The following is a 17,241-nucleotide window of genomic DNA, read 5'->3' as shown; positions in this document are numbered from 1 at the left end:
CCGTTAGCGCATGACCAGGATCCTGCCCGACGGGCCCCAGATCGACATCCACCGCGTGCTCCTCGCCCGCCCCGACGATTATGACGGGTGGCGCGAGGCGGCACGCGGTCTCGTTGCGGCGGGCATCCCCCCGCAGGCGGTCACCTTCGAGATCGCGGGCGAAGACGTCGGCCTGTTCGGCGAGGATGCCCCCCTCCCCGAAGGGTCGCGCGAGATCCGCGTCCCCAAGGCCTTCCCCGGCCTCGCCAGGCGCGTCGCGCTCCATTCGGACCCCGAGCGCTATGCGCTGCTCTACGCGATGCTGTGGAAGCTGCAGTCGAACCGCGAGGCGCTGTCCGACCGCGCCGACCCGCTGGTCGACCGCCTCAACCGCCTCGCCAAGGAGGTCGGGCGCGATGCGCACAAGATGCACGCCTTCGTCCGCTTCCGCGAAATGGAGGACAGCGATGGCGAAGAGCGGATGGTCGCCTGGTTCGAACCCGACCACCATATCACCCGCGCCGAGGCCGGTTTCTTCATCCGCCGCTTCCCCAACATGCGCTGGTCGATCCTCACCCCCGAGGTCTGCATCCACTGGGATGGCGAGGCGCTGAGCGAGAGCCCCGGTGCGACCAAGGCCGATGCCCCCGACGGCGATCCGGTCGAGGCGACGTGGAAGACCTATTACAAGTCGATCTTCAACCCGGCGCGGGTCAAGGTGAAGGCAATGACCACCGAAATGCCCCGGAAATATTGGAAGAACATGCCCGAAACTGCGCTCATCCCCGAGCTGCTCGCGGGCGCGCAGAAGCGCGAATCGCAGATGATCGAGACGAGCATGACGAAGCGGGAAACCGTTCCCGCGACGCCCAAGGCACGACCCTCGAACGTCGAGGCCGCCTGGGCGCTGCTACGCGACGAGGCCAGCGCCTGCACCCGCTGCGACCTCCACTGCAACGCCACCCAGACCGTCTTCGGCGAAGGTCCGCTCGACCCCCAGCTCATGCTGGTGGGCGAGCAACCGGGCGATGCCGAGGACCTCGCGGGCAAGCCCTTCGTCGGCCCCGCCGGCCAGCTGCTCGACGCGGCGCTCGCGGAGGCCGGCGTCGACCGCTCGCGCGCCTATGTCACCAACGCGGTCAAGCATTTCAAATTCGTGGCTCGCGGCAAGCGCCGCATCCACCAGTCGCCCAATGCGGGCGAGATCAGCGCCTGCAATTGGTGGCTCCGACAGGAGCGCGAGCTGATCGTGCCGCCCGTCACCGTCGCGCTCGGCGCCAGCGCGGGCCGCGCGCTGTTCGGCAAGCCGGTCACCATCGGCAAGCTGCGCGATAGCCCGCAACAGCTCCCCGACGGCAGCACCGCCTTTCTCACCGTGCACCCGAGCTACCTCCTGCGCCTGCCCGACCGGGTCCGCGCGCAAGAAGAACGGGCGCGCTTCGTGGAAGACTTGAAGCGCGCCCGTCAATTTGCCGAAGCGATGTCGGGCTAGAAGCCGAAGCGCAGCGTCGCGCGCGCGGTACGGCCCTCGACCGGGTAGAGGTTGTTGTCGTTGTGCGCGAAGACGATGCCGTCGGCGTCGAACAAATTCTCGACATTGACCTGCAGCGCGATGTCGTCGCTGAGGTCGTAGAAGACCCCCGCATCGACCAGCGTCAGCGCCTCGACGACCACCTCGTTCGAGAAGCTCGCGAACATCGAGCTGCGGTGGCTCACGCCGAGCCCCATCCCGAGCCGGTCGGTGACGTCGTAGCGCCCCCAGAGCGAGGCATCGAAGTCGGGCAGGTCGGCGACCTGCCGGCCCGCGGGGGCGTCGCCCGTGTCGCTCGTCACCTCGGCGTCCTGGAAGGCCATGCCGCCCGCCAGGCTGAGCCGCCCGACCTTGCCATGCACCTCGAGCTCGATGCCCTCGGCGCGGATCTCGCCGGTGAGCACGCTGTCGCCCGAGGTCGGGTCCTCGGCGCGCATGTTGGTGCGATCGAGGCGGTAGGCGGCGAGCGTCACGTCGAACTCGGGGATGACGCGCCACTTGGCGCCGACTTCGTAGTTGGAGAAACGCTCGGGCTCCAGCGCCGCGGTGGTCGGCGACAGGGAGGCGAACTGGTCGCCCGACTGGGGCAGGTAGCTGCGGCTCCAGCTGGCATAGACGCTGAGGTCCGCATTGGGCTTGACCACCGCACCGAGGCGCGGACTCCACAGGCTGTCCGAACGCGTCAGGTCGGTGCCGCCGATGAAGTCGGCGACGCGGATGTCGACCCAGTCGTGGCGCAGCCCGGCGATCAGTTCGACATGCTCACCGATCTCGACCTGGTCCTGCACGTAGATGCCGAACGCCTCGACCTCGGTCTCGCTCGCGCGCTCGCCCGACCCGCCGCGGAAGGTGATCTCGGGAATGACGATGTCCTGCGCCAGGGGCACGAAGGTCTCGCGCCCGTTGGGGCTCTTGTCGGCGGCGGGCAGCCCGTCGAAGAAGCCGCGCAGGCGACCCGCGTCGCTCGACTGCAGGCTCATGTCGGCCCCGACCAGCAGGCGGTGGCCGATGCCGCCGGTGACGACATTGGCGACAACGTCGTTCTGCCAAAGGAAATTCTCGCGCTGGATGAAGTCCTCATAGGCGGTGATTTTGACGCTATCGACGCCGTCGATCTCGGTCACCGCGCTCGAGGGCAGCGCGTTGCGGTAGAACTTGTCGTACGCCCCGAACAGCGCCTTCGAGACGAAGGTGACCTCGCTGCCGAGCTGCGCCTCGAGGCGCGCATCGGCGACATGCTTGTGGAAATCGGTGCGGTTCTGCCCGCGCACCCCGAAGAAGGTCTCGTCATACCCGTCGATCGCGGTCGCGGGATTGGCGATCGTGCCCTCGAACGCCGGCGGCAGCCCGCGATCGACGTCGCGATTGTCCTGCGCATACTCATAGCCGAGGTCGAGCCGGGTGGTCGGCGACAGGTGCAGCGACAGCGTCGGGTTCACCGCGAAGCGGTCGCCCTCGATGTCGCGGAAATTGTCGAGCCGCTCGTAGACCGCGTTGAGGCGGCCCTCGGTGTTGCCGCTCAGCGGGCTGTTGAGGTCGAGTTCGGCGAACCCCGCGCCCTCGCTGTCGATCGAGACGGCGCCCGCGACATATTCGTCGTGGAAGGGGCGCTTGATGACGCGGTTGACCACGCCGCCGCCGCCGCCGCGCCCGAACACCAGCGCGTTGGGCCCCTTGAGCACCTCGACGCGCTCGACATTGTAGAGCCCGCGATAATGCTGGACGTCGTCGCGCAGCCCGTCGGTGAAGAAGTCGGCGGTCGAGGACAACCCGCGGATGACGATGGCGTCGCGGTGCCCTTCGCCCGATTCGATCGAGATGCCGGGGACGTAGCTGACGACATCGCCGATGCTGCGCAGCGCCTGGTCCGAGATCTGTTCGGCGGTGACGATGCTGACCGCCTGCGGCACGTCGTTGAGGTCGCTGTCGGTCTTGGTCGCGCTGGCGCTGCGGTCGGCGCCATAGCCGTCGCGCTTGCCGGTGACGACGATCGGGTCGCCCGGGCCTTCGCCGCCCAGTTCGACCCCGGCGAGGGTGTCGCTGGCGGTATTGCCGGTCGCGGCGAGCGCGGGGGTGGCGATGCCGGTGGCGGTGGCGAGAAGGACGAATCGAAGCGACATGAATAAGCTCTCCAACTGGTGTGTTGGGTGCCGCCCTATCGTTACTGATAATCATTCGCAATAGCGAAAGGGCCGATGGTCGCAATTATTCGGCCGCGATCAGGTCCTCCGCCGCCGCGAGGTCGACCGAGACCAGCCGGCTGACCCCGCGTTCGACCATCGTCACCCCGTAGAGCCGGTCCATCCGGCTCATCGTCACCGCATTGTGGGTGACGATGAGGTAGCGCGTGTCGGTCTGCGCGTTCATGCGTTCGAGCAGGTCGCAGAAGCGCTCGACATTGGCGTCGTCCAAGGGCGCATCGACCTCGTCGAGCACGCAGATCGGCGCCGGGTTGGTCAGGAACAGCGCGAAGATCAGCGCCACCGCGGTGAGCGCCTGCTCGCCCCCCGACAACAGCGTCAGCGCGGCCAGCTTCTTGCCCGGAGGCTGCGCCATGATCTCGAGCCCGGCCTCGAGCGGATCGTCCGATTCGACCAGTTCGAGATGCGCCTTGCCACCCCCGAACAGCGTCGCGAACAGGCTCTGGAAATGGCTGTCGACCGCCTCGAAGGCGGCGAGCAGCCGGACCCGCCCCTCGCGGTTGAGATGCCCGATCGACCCGCGCAGCCGCGCGATCGCCTCGCCCAGCTCCTCGCGCTCGGCCGCGCTGCCCTGCTGCTCGTCCTCGAGCTGCTTGAGCTCGTCCTCGGCGACGAGGTTGACCGGCCCGATCCGCTCGCGCTGCGCGGTCAGCCCCGCCACCTCCTCCTTTAGCGCCGAGGCACTGGGCAGCGCTTCGTCGTCGAACCCGAACTTCTCGGCCAGCAGCACCGGCGGGCAGCCATAGGCCTCCCCGCTCGCGCGCGCGCGGTCGCGGCGACGCTCGGCGGCGGCCTCGGCGCGCGCCTGCGCCGCCGCCCTGATCTCGCGCGCGTTGGAATGCGACTCGCTTGCCGCCGCCAGCGTGCCCTCGGCCTGCTTGAGCCGCGCCATCGCCGCGCGCTCGGCCTCGAGCACCTCGGCATTGCCCGCCTGCTGTCCGCGCTGTTCCTCCTCGAGCCGCGCTATCTGTTCGGCGAGCTCCTGCGGCTTGCCCGCCAGTTCCTCGCGCTCGGCGCGCTGCGCCTTGGCCCGCTCGGCATTGCCCGCGAGCCGTTCCTCGGCATCGCGCGCCCGCGCACGCCAGCTCGCCGCCTCGCGCGCGGCCTGCCCCTGCCGCTCGCGCGCCGCCTCGATGCCCTGCTGGCGCGTCGCCACTGCCGCGCGCTGGTCGGCCACCGCGCGGCCCGCCTCGCTCGCTTTCTCGCGCACCGCCGCCACCTCGCCCGACAACCCCTCATGATCGGGCAGCGCCGCCAGCGCGCGCTGCGCCTCGTGCAGCCGCTCCTCGGCGCTTCTCGCCAGGGGCTTCAATTCCTCGCGCCGTTCGGCAAGCGCGGCCTTGCGTTCGTCCTGCCGCTCGATCGCGCCCTTCGCCCGGTCGATGTCGCGCGCCGCCGCGCGCCGCGCCTCTTCCGCCGCTGCCAGCCGTGCCCGCGCCTCGCGCTCGGCCTCGCGCGCCTGGCCGATCGCTTTCTCGACCGCATCGCGCGCCGCCTGGGCGTCCTCGGCCGCCGCGCGCAGCCCCGGCAGCTTGGCCGCCAGCGCCTCGGCGCGGTTGACCCGCTCCAGTCGCTCGGCCTCCGCCGCGCCCTCGCCCGACACGGTAAAGCCGTCCCAGCGCCGCATCACCCCCTCGCGGGTCACCAGCCGCTGTCCCGCCGCGAGCGGCTGCCCGTCATCGGCCTCGACCACCCCGATCATCGACAGACGGCGATGCAGCGCGGGCGGCGCCTCGACATGGTCCGACAAGGGCTCGGCGCCCTCGGGCAGCTCGGGGTCCCCGCTGTCCTCGGCGCCCCCCTCGGCCCAGCGCCGCGCCCCCGCGCCGCCGATTTCGGCGTGCAGATCCTCGCCCAGCGCCGCCGCCAGCGCGCGCTCGTAACCGGGCGCCGCGCGGATCCCCGCGATCAGCCCCGTCTCGCCCTTGTCGAGCGCGCTCGCCAGCGCCCGGTGCTCGGCCTCGGCGGTTGCCAGCGCCGCCTGCGCCTCGGCCCGCGCCGCTTCGGCGGCATCGCGCTTCGCGCCCGCGCGCGCGCCCTTGGCCTCGGCCTCGGCAATCGCCTGCTCGGCCGCCGCGACGCGCTTTTCCGCCTCGCCCGCCGCCAGCTCGGCCGCCGCCAGCGCCGCGCGATAATCATCGCCCGCATCCAGCGCCGCTTCCTGCTCGGCGAGCCGCCGCATCTCGTTCTCGGTGCGCGCGCATTGCGCCTGCGCCGCCTCGAGCGCGGCCTCCGCGACTGTGCGCTCGGCCTTCGCCGCCGCCTCGCGCGCGACCAGCGAGGCCAGCGCCGCTTCCGCCTCGCTCGCCGCCCGTTCGACGTCGCCCAGCCGCCCGCGCAGCCTGCCCGCTTCCTCCTCGTCCGAGGAGAGCGTCGCCTCGAGCCGCTTCTGCTCTTCCTCCAGCGCCAGGATCGCGCTGTCGGCGTCCTGCCGCAGCGCCGCCTCGCGCGCCTGTTCGGCGGCCAGCGCGCCCGCCGCGGCGTCGAGGTCGGCGATCCGCCGCTGCACCGTCTGCTGCTGGGCGCGAAGGCTCGCCAGCCGATGCCCGATCTCCTGCCCCTGCTCGCGCGCGCGCGCCGCCGCCTCGCGCGCCTCGGTCAGCGCCTGGGCGGCCTCCCCGCGCGCCTGCTCGGCCGCGTCGCGTTCCTCGGCGAGTGTCTTCGCGCGCGCCTCGGCATTCTTGGCATCCTTCTCCGCCGCCAGCGCGGCCTTGTCGGCTTCCTGCCACTGCGCGAGCATCAGCTGCGCCTCGGCCAGCCGGATCTTGTCCGAAAGGATACGATAGCGCTCGGCCGCCTTGGCCTGCCGCTTGAGGCTCGCCGCGCGCGCCGCCTGCTCGCCGAGCAGGTGGTCGAGCCGCTCGAGATTGGCCTCGGCGGCGCGCAGCTTGGTCTCGGCATCCTTGCGCCGCTGATGCAGCCCCGAGATGCCCGCCGCTTCCTCGAGCAGCTGGCGGCGCTGCTGCGGCTTGGCGGCGATGACCGCGCCGATCTTGCCCTGGCTGACGAGCGCGGGGCTATGCGCCCCCGTCGCCGCATCGGCGAACAGCAGCGCCACGTCCTTGGCGCGCACGTCGCGCCCGTTCAGCCGGTAAGCGCTGCCCGCGCCGCGCTCGATCCGGCGCGTGACCTCGGTCTCGCCCGCCTGGTTCTCGCCCGCTTCCTCCTGGCTGCGCTCGACCAGCAGCGACACCTCGGCGAAATCGCGCTGCGGGCGCGTCTCGGTGCCCGCGAAGATGACATCTTCCATGCCTGCGCCGCGCAAGCTCTTGGGGCTGCCTTCCCCCATCGCCCAGCGGATCGCCTCGAGGAGGTTGGACTTGCCGCAGCCGTTGGGGCCGACCACCCCGGTCAGCCCCTGTTCAATGCGCATCTCGGTGGGCTCGACGAAGCTCTTGAACCCCGACAGTTTGAGGCGCTTGAACTTCACGACCCTCGAGCCCCCCTCGCTGCCCTATTGCGCGGCGTCGGAAGCCTCGACCGGTTCGCCGAGCGCGGCCTTGAGCTTCTGCTCGAGCGTGGCCCAGCCCATCGGTTCGGTCGGCATCACGCCGTTGATCAGGAACGCGGGCGTCCCGGTGATCGGATAATCGCTGTCGGCGGTGGTTTTCATCGCCACCACCCGCGTCGCCGCCGCCTCGTCGGCGAGACAGGCATCGGCCTGCGCCGAGGGAAGCCCGCGCTGCGCCAGCGCGGTCTTGAGCCCCGATGCCTCGGCGATCGCCTTGAACTGGTCGCTCGGCGGCGCCGACTGGGTCGCCAGCCGGGCCTGTTCGATGGCCGGGATCTGCTCGCCGAACCACTGGTTCTGGCTGGCGAACAGCGCGCTGTTGACCGCGAAGAAGCGATCCTCGCTCACGCACCGCGCGAGCAGCGCGGCGGTGATGTCGACCGGGTCGCGCACATAGTTGCGAAACTCGAAGCTCATCCGCCCGCTGTCGACATAATCCTTGATCGCGTCCTTCGATTCCATGTCGAAGCGCGCGCAGGCCCCGCAGGTCATCGAGCCATATTCGACCAGCTGCACCGCGGCATCGGGGTTGCCCATCAGATAGCCCCCCGCATCGGTCTTGGTGACGATCTCGCTCCATTGCTGCCCCTCGGGCGCGGCGACGGTCTCGACCGGGGCATCGGCGACGGGCAGGTCGCCCCCGCCCCCGGTGGCATCGCCATCACCGTTGCACGCCGCCAGCGCGAGCGCGGTCGAGGCAAGGATCAGTTTCTTCATTGGTGAGCTCTCCGAAATGCTAGCTTGGTTTCTTCTCGCCGATCCGGCCGACGAGCGGGATGTTGGGAACAGTCTTGGCGCCTTCGAGCCCCGAGGCAAGCGATTCGAGCACCGAGCGCAGTTCGGGGTCGGCGATCTCACGCAGCCCCTCGCCCAGTTCCTCGGGCACGGGGGCCGGGCGCGGGCGCTGGGGGCTGGGCCTGCGCGCCGGCAGCCGCCCCTGCCGGAACACCACCTTGGTCACCGCGCCCGCGCCGAAGAAATCGTTGAGCTTCTCCATGATCATCGGCGCGAGGTGCTGGAACAGCGGCGCTTGCGCGCCCTCGACCAGCAGGGTGAGCGTGCCGCCGCGCTTCTTGCCCGAGGGGAAACGGATCGATTCGGGAAGGCTGTGCCTGGCATAATGCTCGCCGACGATCTCGGGCCAGCGTTCGACCACCGCGCCCTGGATAAAGCCGAACCGCTTGAACGCCACCCCCGCGATCGGCGCGACAAGGTCGCCCGCGCGCCGTACGCCGTTCACGCGGGGCGTATCCTCGCCGCCCTTTTTCCCACCCCTCTTCGTCATCGGCTCCACCCATGCCATAGGCGGGCGATGCGAAAAAGCCCGCGCCAGCAATTGCTTGAACATTATCGCGCCCATGCGCGCGACCTGCCGTGGCGCACCCCTCCCGGCGCCAAAGCGGCGCCCGACCCCTATCACGTCTGGCTCTCCGAGGTCATGCTCCAGCAGACCACCGTGGCCACCGTCGCCCCCCGCTTCGACGCCTTCCTCGCCCGCTGGCCGACGGTCGAGGCGATGGCCGCCGCCCCGCTCGAGGAGGTGCTCGGCCAGTGGGCGGGGCTCGGCTATTACGCTCGCGCGCGCAACCTCCACGCCTGCGCGGTGGCGGTCGCCGGGCGCGGCGGCTTTCCCGACAGCGAGGCCGGCCTGCGCGCGCTGCCCGGGATCGGCGACTATACCGCCGCCGCCGTCGCCGCCATCGCCTTCGGGCGCGAGGCGGTGGTGGTCGACACCAATGTCGAGCGCGTGGTCGCGCGCTATTTCGCGATTCGTCGCCCGGTGAAGGACGCGCGCGCCGAGATCCGCGAGCGCGCGGCCTTCTTCTACGAGGGGGTCGACGCGGGCGCGATGGCGCAGGCGCTGATGGACCTCGGCGCCACCATCTGCCGCCCCCGCACGCCCGACTGCGCCGCCTGCCCGCTGGCCGACACGTGCGCCGCGCATGCCGGCGGCGATCCCGCGAGCATCCCGCCCCGCCCCCCGCGCAAGGCGCGCCCCGAGCGCCACGGCACCGCCTTCGTGATCGAACGCGATGGCGCGATCTTCCTCGTCCGGCGCCCCGAAAAGGGCGTGCTCGGGGGGATGGCGGCGCTCCCGGGCAGCGCGTGGCGCGACGGCGCGCCCCCCGCGCCGGCGGCGGCGGCGGCGGCCATCCGCCATGTCTTCACCCATTTCGCGCTCACGCTGGCGGTCGAATCGCGCCCCGAACCGCCGCGCGACGTCGAGGGCTGGTGGCAGCCGCGCGACCGGCTCGCGCAGGCGGGGCTGCCGACGCTCTACGTCAAGGCGCTCGCCGCTTTCGACGCGGCGCGCGGGGCGCCCTCCCTCCTGCCTTGAAAGCTTCGCCCCACCGCCCTAAAGGGCGTGCAAGAAAATTTTCTGGGGATATCATGCAGGACCGCAACAACACGATCGCCGGCTGGGTGCTTTTCGCCGGTATCATCGCGCTCGGCTCGACGCTCGTCGTCAGCGAAGTCTTCCACGCGCAGGAGGTCGAGAGCTGCTCGGATGACGCCAGCGACGGCTATTGCCCGCCCTACGTCAAGGAAGCCTCGCTCGCCGCCGGCGGCGAACAGGAGGCCGAACAGCCGATCGCCTTCTTCCTCGCCAGCGCCGACGCGACCCGCGGCGAGAATGTCTTCAAGAAGTGCAGCGCCTGCCACACCGTGACCGCGGGCGGCGCCAACAAGGTCGGCCCCAACCTCTACGACATCATGGGCGCCGACATCGCCGCCAAGCCGGGCTTTGCCTATTCGGACACGCTCGCCGGGCTCGAGGGCAACTGGGGCTGGGACAACATGTCGGCCTGGCTGCAGAGCCCGCGCGGCTTTGCCCCCGGCAACAAGATGACCTTCGCCGGGCTCGGCAACCCGCAGGATCGCGCCGACGTCATGCTCTATCTCAACACGCTGGGCAGCGGCATCGCGGTGCCGCCCCCGCCGGCGATGGACGACGCGGTGGCCGACGCCGAGGAAGCCTCGGCCGAAGGCGAGCTCCAGCTGGCGCAGGACAGCGACACCGCCGACGACCTGACCGAGAACGCGGTCGAGGGCACCGGCTCGCAAGGCGGGGTGGACGTCCCCGACGCCAACTAGCATGGCCCGCGCCGGCGACCGCGCTGCCGCGGACGTCGACGCCTATGTCGAGACCATCGACGAAGCGCGCCGCGAACCCTTTCGCGGCGCGCTTTCGCGTCTGCGGGCGATCGTGCCCGAGGGCTATGACGAAGCCATGACCTGGGGCTTCCCCACCTTCGAGGTGCCGCTCGCGATCTCGGGCCCGACCTACAACGGCAAGCCGCTGATGTTCGCCGCGCTCGCCGCGCAGAAGCGCCATTTCGGGCTCTACCTGATGTGCGCCTATCTGAGCGAGGCGCGAAAGCAGCGGCTCGCCGCCGCCTTCGAGGCCGCGGGCAAGCGGCTCGACATGGGCAAGTCGTGCATCCGCTTCCGCGATCCCGACGACGTGCCGTGGGACGCGGTGGCGCGCGAGATCGACCTCGCGCCCGCCAACTTCGTCGCCGCCGCCGCGGCGGCGCGCGCGGCGGGCGGGCGCTGCTGAGCCGCGCCGCCGCCGCGCCGACCGGCTAGGGGTGGAAGCAGGCGTCGTAGGTCTTGCACACCTCGGCCCACGCCTCCTCGGCGGTCTCGACCCAGGTGATGAGGTCGAGGTCGCCCTTCGAGATCGTGCCTTCGAGCGCGAGCGCCTCGAGGTCGAGCACCCGGTCCCAGAACTCCTCCTTGCCGAAGACGAGGATCGGCAGCGGGTGAACCTTGCCCGTCTGCACCAGCGTCAGCAGCTCGAACAGTTCATCGAAGGTGCCGTAGCCCCCCGGGAACACCGCCACCGCGCGCGCGCGGATCAGGAAGTGCATCTTGCGCAGCGCGAAATAGTGGAACTGGAAGCTGAGGTCGGGGGTGATATATTCGTTGGGCAGTTGCTCGTGCGGCAGCGTGATGTTGAGCCCGATCGATTCCTTGCCCTCGTCGTGCGCGCCGCGATTGGCCGCTTCCATGTAGCTCGGACCGCCGCCCGAGGTGACGACGAAGTGGCGCTGCCCGTCCTCGTCGACCGGGAAGGTCGAGGCGATCCGCGCCAGCTTGCGCGCCTCGTCATAATATTTGGACTTGGCGACCAGCCGCTGCGCGACCTTCTTGTCGTAATCGGTCTTGGCGGCGGCCAGCTTCTGCTCGGCCTTCGAGGGCTCGGGCACGCGCGCCGAGCCGTACATCACGAAGGTCGAGGCGATCTTGGCTTCCTGCATCAGCAGTTCGGGCTTCAATAGCTCGAGCTGGAGGCGCACCGGCCGCAGCTCGTCGCGCAGCATCAGCGCATGGTCCTGGAAGGCGAGCTTGTACGCCTCGCTCTCGGTCTGCGGGCTCGAGGGGATCGTCGCGGCCGCGGCGGCGTCGGTCTTGGAGGACGGGAAGATCGGGTCCCGCGGCGTATGTTTGTCACTCATGGAGGCGGACTTAGCGGCTCGCCGCGGCAAAAGCCATATTCGCGCTAACCCCCCGCAAAAAAGGCGCCCCGGTCTCCCGGAGCGCCCTTTTCGATTCGCCGGCGCGGTCTCTTAGTAGACCCGCTTCTTCGGCTCGATATAGCCGACCTCGTCGGTCAGCGTATATTCGTGGACCGGGCGGTAATCGATGGTGGTCTGGCCGCCCTTGCCGCCCCAGCCGTCGACCCAGATGAGGCTGTGCTTCATCCAGTTGGCATCGTCGCGATCGGGATAGTCCTCGTGCATGTGCGCGCCACGGCTTTCCTTGCGGTTCGAGGCCAGCCCGATGGTCGCCTTCGACTGGACGAGCAGATTGTCGAGCTCGAGCGTCTCGACGAGGTCCGAGTTCCAGATCAGCCCGCGATCGGCGACCGACACGTCGGTCATGCCCTCGTAGATCGCGTCGATCTTCTTCACCCCGCCCGCGAGCAGCTCCTCGGTGCGGAACACCGCGCAGTCCGACTGCATGGTCTTCTGCATCTTGAGGCGAAGGTCCGCGGTGCGCGTGCCGCCGTCGGCGTGGCGGAAGTGGTCGAGCCGCGCCAGCGCGAGATCGGCGGCGTCATCCTTGAGCTTGGGCTGCGCGCCATTGGCCTTGACCACCTCGGCGAGGCGGTGCCCCGCCGCGCGCCCGAAGACCACGAGGTCGATGAGGCTGTTCGAGCCGAGGCGGTTGGCGCCGTGGACGCTGACGCACGCCGCCTCGCCCACCGCGAACAGGCCGGGCACGACATGGTCGGGGTTGCCGTCCTTCAGCGTGACGACCTCGCCATGATAGTTGGTCGGGATGCCGCCCATGTTGTAGTGCACCGTCGGCACCACCGGGATCGGCTGGCGGGTGAGGTCGACCCCCGCGAAGATCTTGGCGGTCTCGGTGATCCCCGGCAGCCGCTCGGCGAGGATGTCGGGATCGATATGGTCGAGGTGGAGGAAGATATGGTCCCCCTCCTCGCCCACGCCGCGACCCTCGCGGATCTCCATCGCCATCGAGCGCGAGACGACGTCGCGGCTGGCAAGGTCCTTCGCGCTCGGCGCATAGCGCTCCATGAAGCGCTCGCCCTCGGCGTTGGTGAGATAGCCGCCCTCGCCGCGCGCGCCCTCGGTGATGAGCACGCCCGCGCCATAGATGCCGGTCGGGTGGAACTGGACGAACTCCATGTCTTGGAGCGGCAGGCCTGCGCGCAGCACCATCGCATTGCCATCGCCCGTGCAGGTGTGCGCCGAGGTGGCGGAATAATAGCAGCGCCCATAGCCGCCGGTCGCCAGCACCACCGCCTGCGCGCGGAAGCGATGGATGGTGCCATCGTCGAGGCACAGGGCGATGAGCCCGCGGCACTCGCCGTCTTCCATGATCAGGTCGAGCGCGAAATATTCGATGAAGAAGTCGGCGTCATATTTGAGGCTCTGCTGGTAGAGCGTGTGCAGCATCGCATGGCCGGTGCGGTCGGCCGCCGCGCAGGTGCGCTGCGCCGCCGGGCCCTCGCCCATGTTCTGCGTCATGCCGCCGAAGGCGCGCTGGTAGATCTTGCCTTCCTCGGTGCGGCTGAACGGCATGCCCGCATGCTCGAGCTCGTAGACCGCCGCCGGCGCCTCGCGGCACAGATATTCGATCGCGTCCTGGTCGCCCAGCCAGTCCGACCCCTTGACGGTGTCGTACATGTGCCAGGTCCAGTGGTCGGGGCCCATGTTGCCGAGGCTCGCGGCGATCCCGCCCTGCGCGGCGACGGTATGGCTGCGCGTCGGGAAGACCTTGGTCACGCAGGCGGTCTTGAGGCCCTTTTCGGCCGCGCCCATCGTGGCGCGCAGCCCCGAGCCGCCCGCGCCGACGACGACGACGTCATAGATATGGTCGATGATCTTGTAAGCGGACATGGGGGTCTAAGCTCCGAAGGCGATGGTCGCGAGGCTGAACAGCGCGAAGCTCGCGCCGGCGATGGCGAGGATGGTGAGGACGAAGTGCCAGCCGATCCGGCTGCCTTCTTCATGGACATAGTCGTCGACGACCACCTTGAGCCCGTCGAGCCCGTGCGCGAAGCTGGTGATGACGAACAGCGCCATCGGCACCGCCCCCATCGGGCTCGCGAGCCATTCGACCAGCGTCGGCTGCGAGAAGTCGGGCAGCATCACGAGCGAGGCGAGGAACCAGCCCGCGAGCAGCACCAGCGCGACGCTGGTGAAGCGTTCGTAGAGCCAATGCTCGCCGCCCTCGCCCGCCGAACCGAGCCCGCGCACCTTGGCGAGCGGCGAAGCGCTTTTCCCGCGTCCCATCAGATCACCCCCTTCAGGACCGCCCACAGCAGCGCGGTGGCAAAGACCGAGGCGGCGATCGTCATCACCGCCCAGAAGCGGTTGACCTTGAGTTCATAGCCCGCCCCCATGTCGAGGACGAGGTGGCGCAGCCCCGAGAACAGGTGCTGGAAGAAGGCCCAGCTCAGCCCCACCAGCACGAGCTGGCCGGGGAGCGAGCCCATCGCCCCCTCGAAGGCGGCATAGGCTTCGGCCCCCGAGGCCAGCGCCACCAGCCACCAGGCCAGCACGGCGAGCCCGACGGTGGTCAGCCCCGCGCCGGTGATCCGGTGCAGGATCGAGACCAGCATGTGCGGCTGCCAGCGATAGATCGACAGGTGCGGCGACAAGGGCCGCGAGGAGGGCGCGTTCATCCAATTCCTCACATCAGGAAATTCAAGCGCTCACCCGATAGGGAATGCGCAAATACATGGCAAGGCGGCGCACCGGCTAACCCGCTCTTAACCACTTCGGCCGTAAGCCGGGTGCACAGCCTGAAACCCACTGTGCGCAAGGACGACAAGACGAGCATGAACAAGGTGATCCAGCAGCAGGTCGACGCCGACTATGATGTGAGCCGCGGGCTCTCCATGTACGACCTTTCGGGCGACCTCCCGCACCGGGCGCGCATGCTCTACGAGGCGGTCGAGGGGGTCGAGCAGGAAATGGCGCGCGAATTCTGGCGCCGCTACGCCCGCTCGCCCGAGGTCAGCGGCGACTTCTCGGCGACGCGCATCGAGAAGCTGGCGCAGGACATCGCGCCCTATATCCGCCGCAAGTTCCAGAACCTCGAGGATTCGGGCTGGATCGAGCAGAGCCGCGACTTCGTCGAGGATTCGCTGGCCAACGGGATCAGCCTGTCGACGCTGCTCGCCGCGGTCGCCGCCCAGACCGAGGCCGCGTTCGTGGCGATCCGCGCGGCCGCGATCAGCGAGGAACAGACGGTCGCCTTCGCGCGCACGCTGTCCGACCTGCAGGCGCTCGAGATCGACTGTTTCATCCACCACGCCATCTCGATCACCCGCGCCGAGGCCGAACTGGTGCAGTCGCGGCAGGCGGGCGAATTCAACGACAAGGTGCTCGGCGTGGTCGAGCGCTGCTCGGCCGAGAGCCGCTCGCTGCGCGAACGCGCCACCGTCTCGGCCGCGAGCGCGCGCGGCATGCTCGGCAAGACCAGCGAGGTCGCCGCCGCCGCCGAACAGAGCGCGGTCGCGATGCGCGAGGCGGCGCAGACCGCCGCCGGGCTGATCCGCGCCATCGAGGATGCGCGCAACGAGGTCGAGACCGCCGCCGACGTCGCCAACCGTGCGGGCAGCCAGGCCACCGAGGCGGTGCAGGTGTCGGAAGCGCTGTCGGGGCATGTCGAGGCGATCGAATCGATCCTCGGGCTGATCCGCGACATCGCCGGCCAGACCAACCTGCTCGCGCTCAACGCCACCATCGAGGCGGCGCGCGCGGGCGATGCGGGGCGCGGCTTCGCGGTCGTCGCTCAGGAGGTCAAGAGCCTCGCCAACCAGACCGCGCGCGCGACCGACGACATCGCCGCGAAGATCGCGGGCATCACCGAATCGACCAAGAAGACGGTCGACACCAACGCCTCGATCCGCGCCACCGTCGAGGACGTGCAGAAATCGGCCGACCGCATCCGCGAGGCGATGGAGCAGCAGGCGCAGACCGTGACCACGATCACCGCCGCGGTCGACGAGACCGCGCTGGCCGCCGATTCGATGAGCTCGACCATCGCCACGATCCGCGCCGACACCGAGACCGTCGCCAAGGATTTCGACGGGGTCGAGGAAGGGTTCGCGCGCTTCAACGACCAGATCAGCGACTTCCGCGAGACCACCCAGCAGTTCGTATCGCGTTTCGCCGTCTAGACCGGGCACGAGAAGAGGGGCCATGACCGAGATTTCGCAACGCAAGATGAAGGCGCTCCGGCCGATCAGCGACCAACAGGTCGCGGCGCGCGTCGAGGCCTATCTCAGCAACGAGGAGTTCGTTGCCGCGCACCCCGAGATCTGGCCCGCGCTGGAAGAGGAACTGATCGCCGCCGCGCGCGCCGAATTGGGCGCCCGCGGCGAGGATTTCGTGCGTCGGCTGTTCGACCAGGCGCTCGGCGACCAATGGATCCGCGACGTCGCCCAGATCGGCATCGGGCTGTTCGGCGAGGAAGTGGCAATCCCGCAGTGGAACGTGAAGCGCAGCCGCATGACGATGGCGATCATGGCCGCCGCCCGGCGCAAGTTCGCGAGCGATCCCGCGATGATTGGCCGGCTGTGCGATGCGGTGCTGACCACCATGCTCTACTCGGCCGACATCATCCTCGCGCAGGTCGCGGTGTGCGAGGCGCGCGAGGCAGCCGAGGAACGCTCGGTCCACAGCCGCCTGTTCCAGCGCAAGGTGAAGCAGATTTCGGCCACCGCGGCGAGCAAGGCCAAGGGCATGCTCGGCCGCGCCGACGAGAGCGCCAAGAGCGCCAGCGGCATGCTCGGCAAGACCAGCGAGGTCGCCGCCGCCGCCGAGCAGTCGGCCGCCGCGATGCGCGAGGCGGCGCAGACCGCCGCCGGGCTGATCCGCGCGATCGAGGACGCGCGGCTCGAGGTCGAGACCTCCGCCGACATCGCCGCTCGCGCGGGCGACGAGGCGCACAAGGCGGTCGCCACTTCAGACGCGCTCAAGCTCCACGTCTCCTCGATCGAGGAAATCCTCGGGCTCATCCGCGACATCGCCGGCCAGACCAACTTGCTCGCCTTGAACGCCACCATCGAGGCGGCGCGCGCGGGCGATGCGGGGCGCGGCTTCGCGGTCGTCGCACAGGAGGTCAAGAGCCTCGCCAACCAGACCGCGCGCGCGACCGACGACATCGCCGCCAAGATCGGCGCGATCACCGAGGCGACCGGGCAGACCGTCGCCTCCAACGCGGCGATTCGCCAGACGGTCGGCGAGGTGCAGGCCAGCGCCGAGCGCATCCGCGAGGCGATGGAGCAGCAGGCGCAGACCGTGACGACGATCACCGCCGCGGTCGACGAGACCGCGCTCGCCGCCGATTCGATGAGCTCGACCATCGCCTCGATCCGCGGCGAGACCGAACTGGTCGCCGGTTCGATCGGCGCGGTGCGCTCCGATTTCGACGACTTCACGCAGCAGATCGAGCACTTCTCCTCGGCCTCGGAGGAATTCGCGCTCAACGTCTCGGCCGCCTGAGCCGCGCCGCGACCCGCTTTGCGCGCG

General features: G+C 69.9%; 14 protein-coding genes. 6 read left to right on the top strand and 8 right to left on the bottom strand.

Annotated elements, in window-relative coordinates:
• The first annotated feature begins 46 nt into the window (after nt 1-46).
• Nucleotides 47-1,471, top strand: a complete 1,425-nt coding sequence (locus L8951_RS06845) for a UdgX family uracil-DNA binding protein (protein WP_407696410.1) — start codon at nt 47-49, stop codon at nt 1,469-1,471.
• Here L8951_RS06845 and L8951_RS06840 read toward each other — a convergent pair.
• From L8951_RS06840 to L8951_RS06825, 4 genes are all read right to left on the bottom strand, one after another.
• Nucleotides 1,468-3,630, bottom strand: a complete 2,163-nt coding sequence (locus L8951_RS06840) for a TonB-dependent receptor (RefSeq protein ID WP_244382249.1) — start codon at nt 3,628-3,630, stop codon at nt 1,468-1,470. The two genes, L8951_RS06845 and L8951_RS06840, sit on opposite strands and share 4 nt — an antisense overlap.
• Before the next feature lie 85 nt (nt 3,631-3,715).
• Entirely contained in the window at nt 3,716-7,141 is a 3,426-nt protein-coding gene (locus L8951_RS06835) for a chromosome segregation SMC family protein (protein ID WP_244382248.1), read from the bottom strand.
• 24 nt (nt 7,142-7,165) lie between these two features.
• Complete coding sequence (locus tag L8951_RS06830) at nt 7,166-7,939, bottom strand: DsbA family protein (protein ID WP_244382247.1); 774 nt, start codon at nt 7,937-7,939, stop codon at nt 7,166-7,168.
• 19 nt (nt 7,940-7,958) lie between these two features.
• Complete coding sequence (locus tag L8951_RS06825) at nt 7,959-8,507, bottom strand: DUF721 domain-containing protein (RefSeq protein WP_244382246.1); 549 nt, start codon at nt 8,505-8,507, stop codon at nt 7,959-7,961.
• A gap of 27 nt (nt 8,508-8,534) precedes the next feature.
• Here L8951_RS06825 and L8951_RS06820 point away from each other — a divergent pair, with 27 nt between their 5' ends.
• From L8951_RS06820 to L8951_RS06810, 3 genes are read left to right on the top strand one after another with little or no spacing between them, the layout of a single operon-like run.
• On the top strand, nt 8,535-9,560 hold the full coding sequence (locus L8951_RS06820; protein ID WP_244382245.1) for an A/G-specific adenine glycosylase: 1,026 nt from the start codon (nt 8,535-8,537) through the stop codon (nt 9,558-9,560).
• 53 nt (nt 9,561-9,613) lie between these two features.
• A complete protein-coding gene (locus tag L8951_RS06815; RefSeq protein ID WP_244382244.1) occupies nt 9,614-10,318 on the top strand; it encodes a c-type cytochrome in 705 nt (234 codons plus the stop codon).
• Nucleotide 10,319: 1 nt separating this feature from the next.
• Complete coding sequence (locus L8951_RS06810; RefSeq protein ID WP_244382243.1) at nt 10,320-10,784, top strand: DUF1801 domain-containing protein; 465 nt, start codon at nt 10,320-10,322, stop codon at nt 10,782-10,784.
• A gap of 25 nt (nt 10,785-10,809) precedes the next feature.
• Here L8951_RS06810 and L8951_RS06805 read toward each other — a convergent pair whose 3' ends face one another.
• The 4 genes from L8951_RS06805 to sdhC all read right to left on the bottom strand — a co-directional run bounded on the left by L8951_RS06805 (nt 10,810) and on the right by sdhC (nt 14,384).
• Complete coding sequence (locus tag L8951_RS06805) at nt 10,810-11,685, bottom strand: LOG family protein (protein WP_244382242.1); 876 nt, start codon at nt 11,683-11,685, stop codon at nt 10,810-10,812.
• Between the two features lie 111 nt (nt 11,686-11,796).
• On the bottom strand, nt 11,797-13,596 hold the full coding sequence (sdhA, locus tag L8951_RS06800; RefSeq protein ID WP_244382241.1) for a succinate dehydrogenase flavoprotein subunit: 1,800 nt from the start codon (nt 13,594-13,596) through the stop codon (nt 11,797-11,799).
• A 6-nt stretch (nt 13,597-13,602) separates the two neighbouring features.
• Entirely contained in the window at nt 13,603-13,992 is a 390-nt protein-coding gene (gene sdhD / locus L8951_RS06795) for a succinate dehydrogenase, hydrophobic membrane anchor protein (protein WP_244382240.1), read from the bottom strand.
• A complete protein-coding gene (sdhC, locus tag L8951_RS06790) occupies nt 13,992-14,384 on the bottom strand; it encodes a succinate dehydrogenase, cytochrome b556 subunit (RefSeq protein WP_244382239.1) in 393 nt (130 codons plus the stop codon). The genes sdhD and sdhC overlap by 1 nt, the downstream gene beginning before the upstream one ends.
• A 156-nt stretch (nt 14,385-14,540) precedes the next feature.
• Between sdhC and L8951_RS06785 the strand changes: the two genes are divergently transcribed.
• The gene (locus L8951_RS06785; RefSeq protein ID WP_244382238.1) at nt 14,541-15,887 is read left to right on the top strand and encodes a methyl-accepting chemotaxis protein; all 1,347 of its coding nucleotides are present in this window, start codon (nt 14,541-14,543) and stop codon (nt 15,885-15,887) included.
• A 22-nt stretch (nt 15,888-15,909) separates the two neighbouring features.
• A complete protein-coding gene (locus L8951_RS06780; RefSeq protein WP_244382237.1) occupies nt 15,910-17,214 on the top strand; it encodes a methyl-accepting chemotaxis protein in 1,305 nt (434 codons plus the stop codon).
• Nucleotides 17,215-17,241: the final 27 nt, after the last annotated feature.

The organism is Sphingomicrobium astaxanthinifaciens (genome assembly GCF_022865105.1).
Taxonomy (GTDB): domain Bacteria; phylum Pseudomonadota; class Alphaproteobacteria; order Sphingomonadales; family Sphingomonadaceae; genus Sphingomicrobium; species Sphingomicrobium astaxanthinifaciens.
Note: the sequence above shows the minus strand (reverse complement) of the source record. Positions and strands in the feature narration are given on the sequence as shown.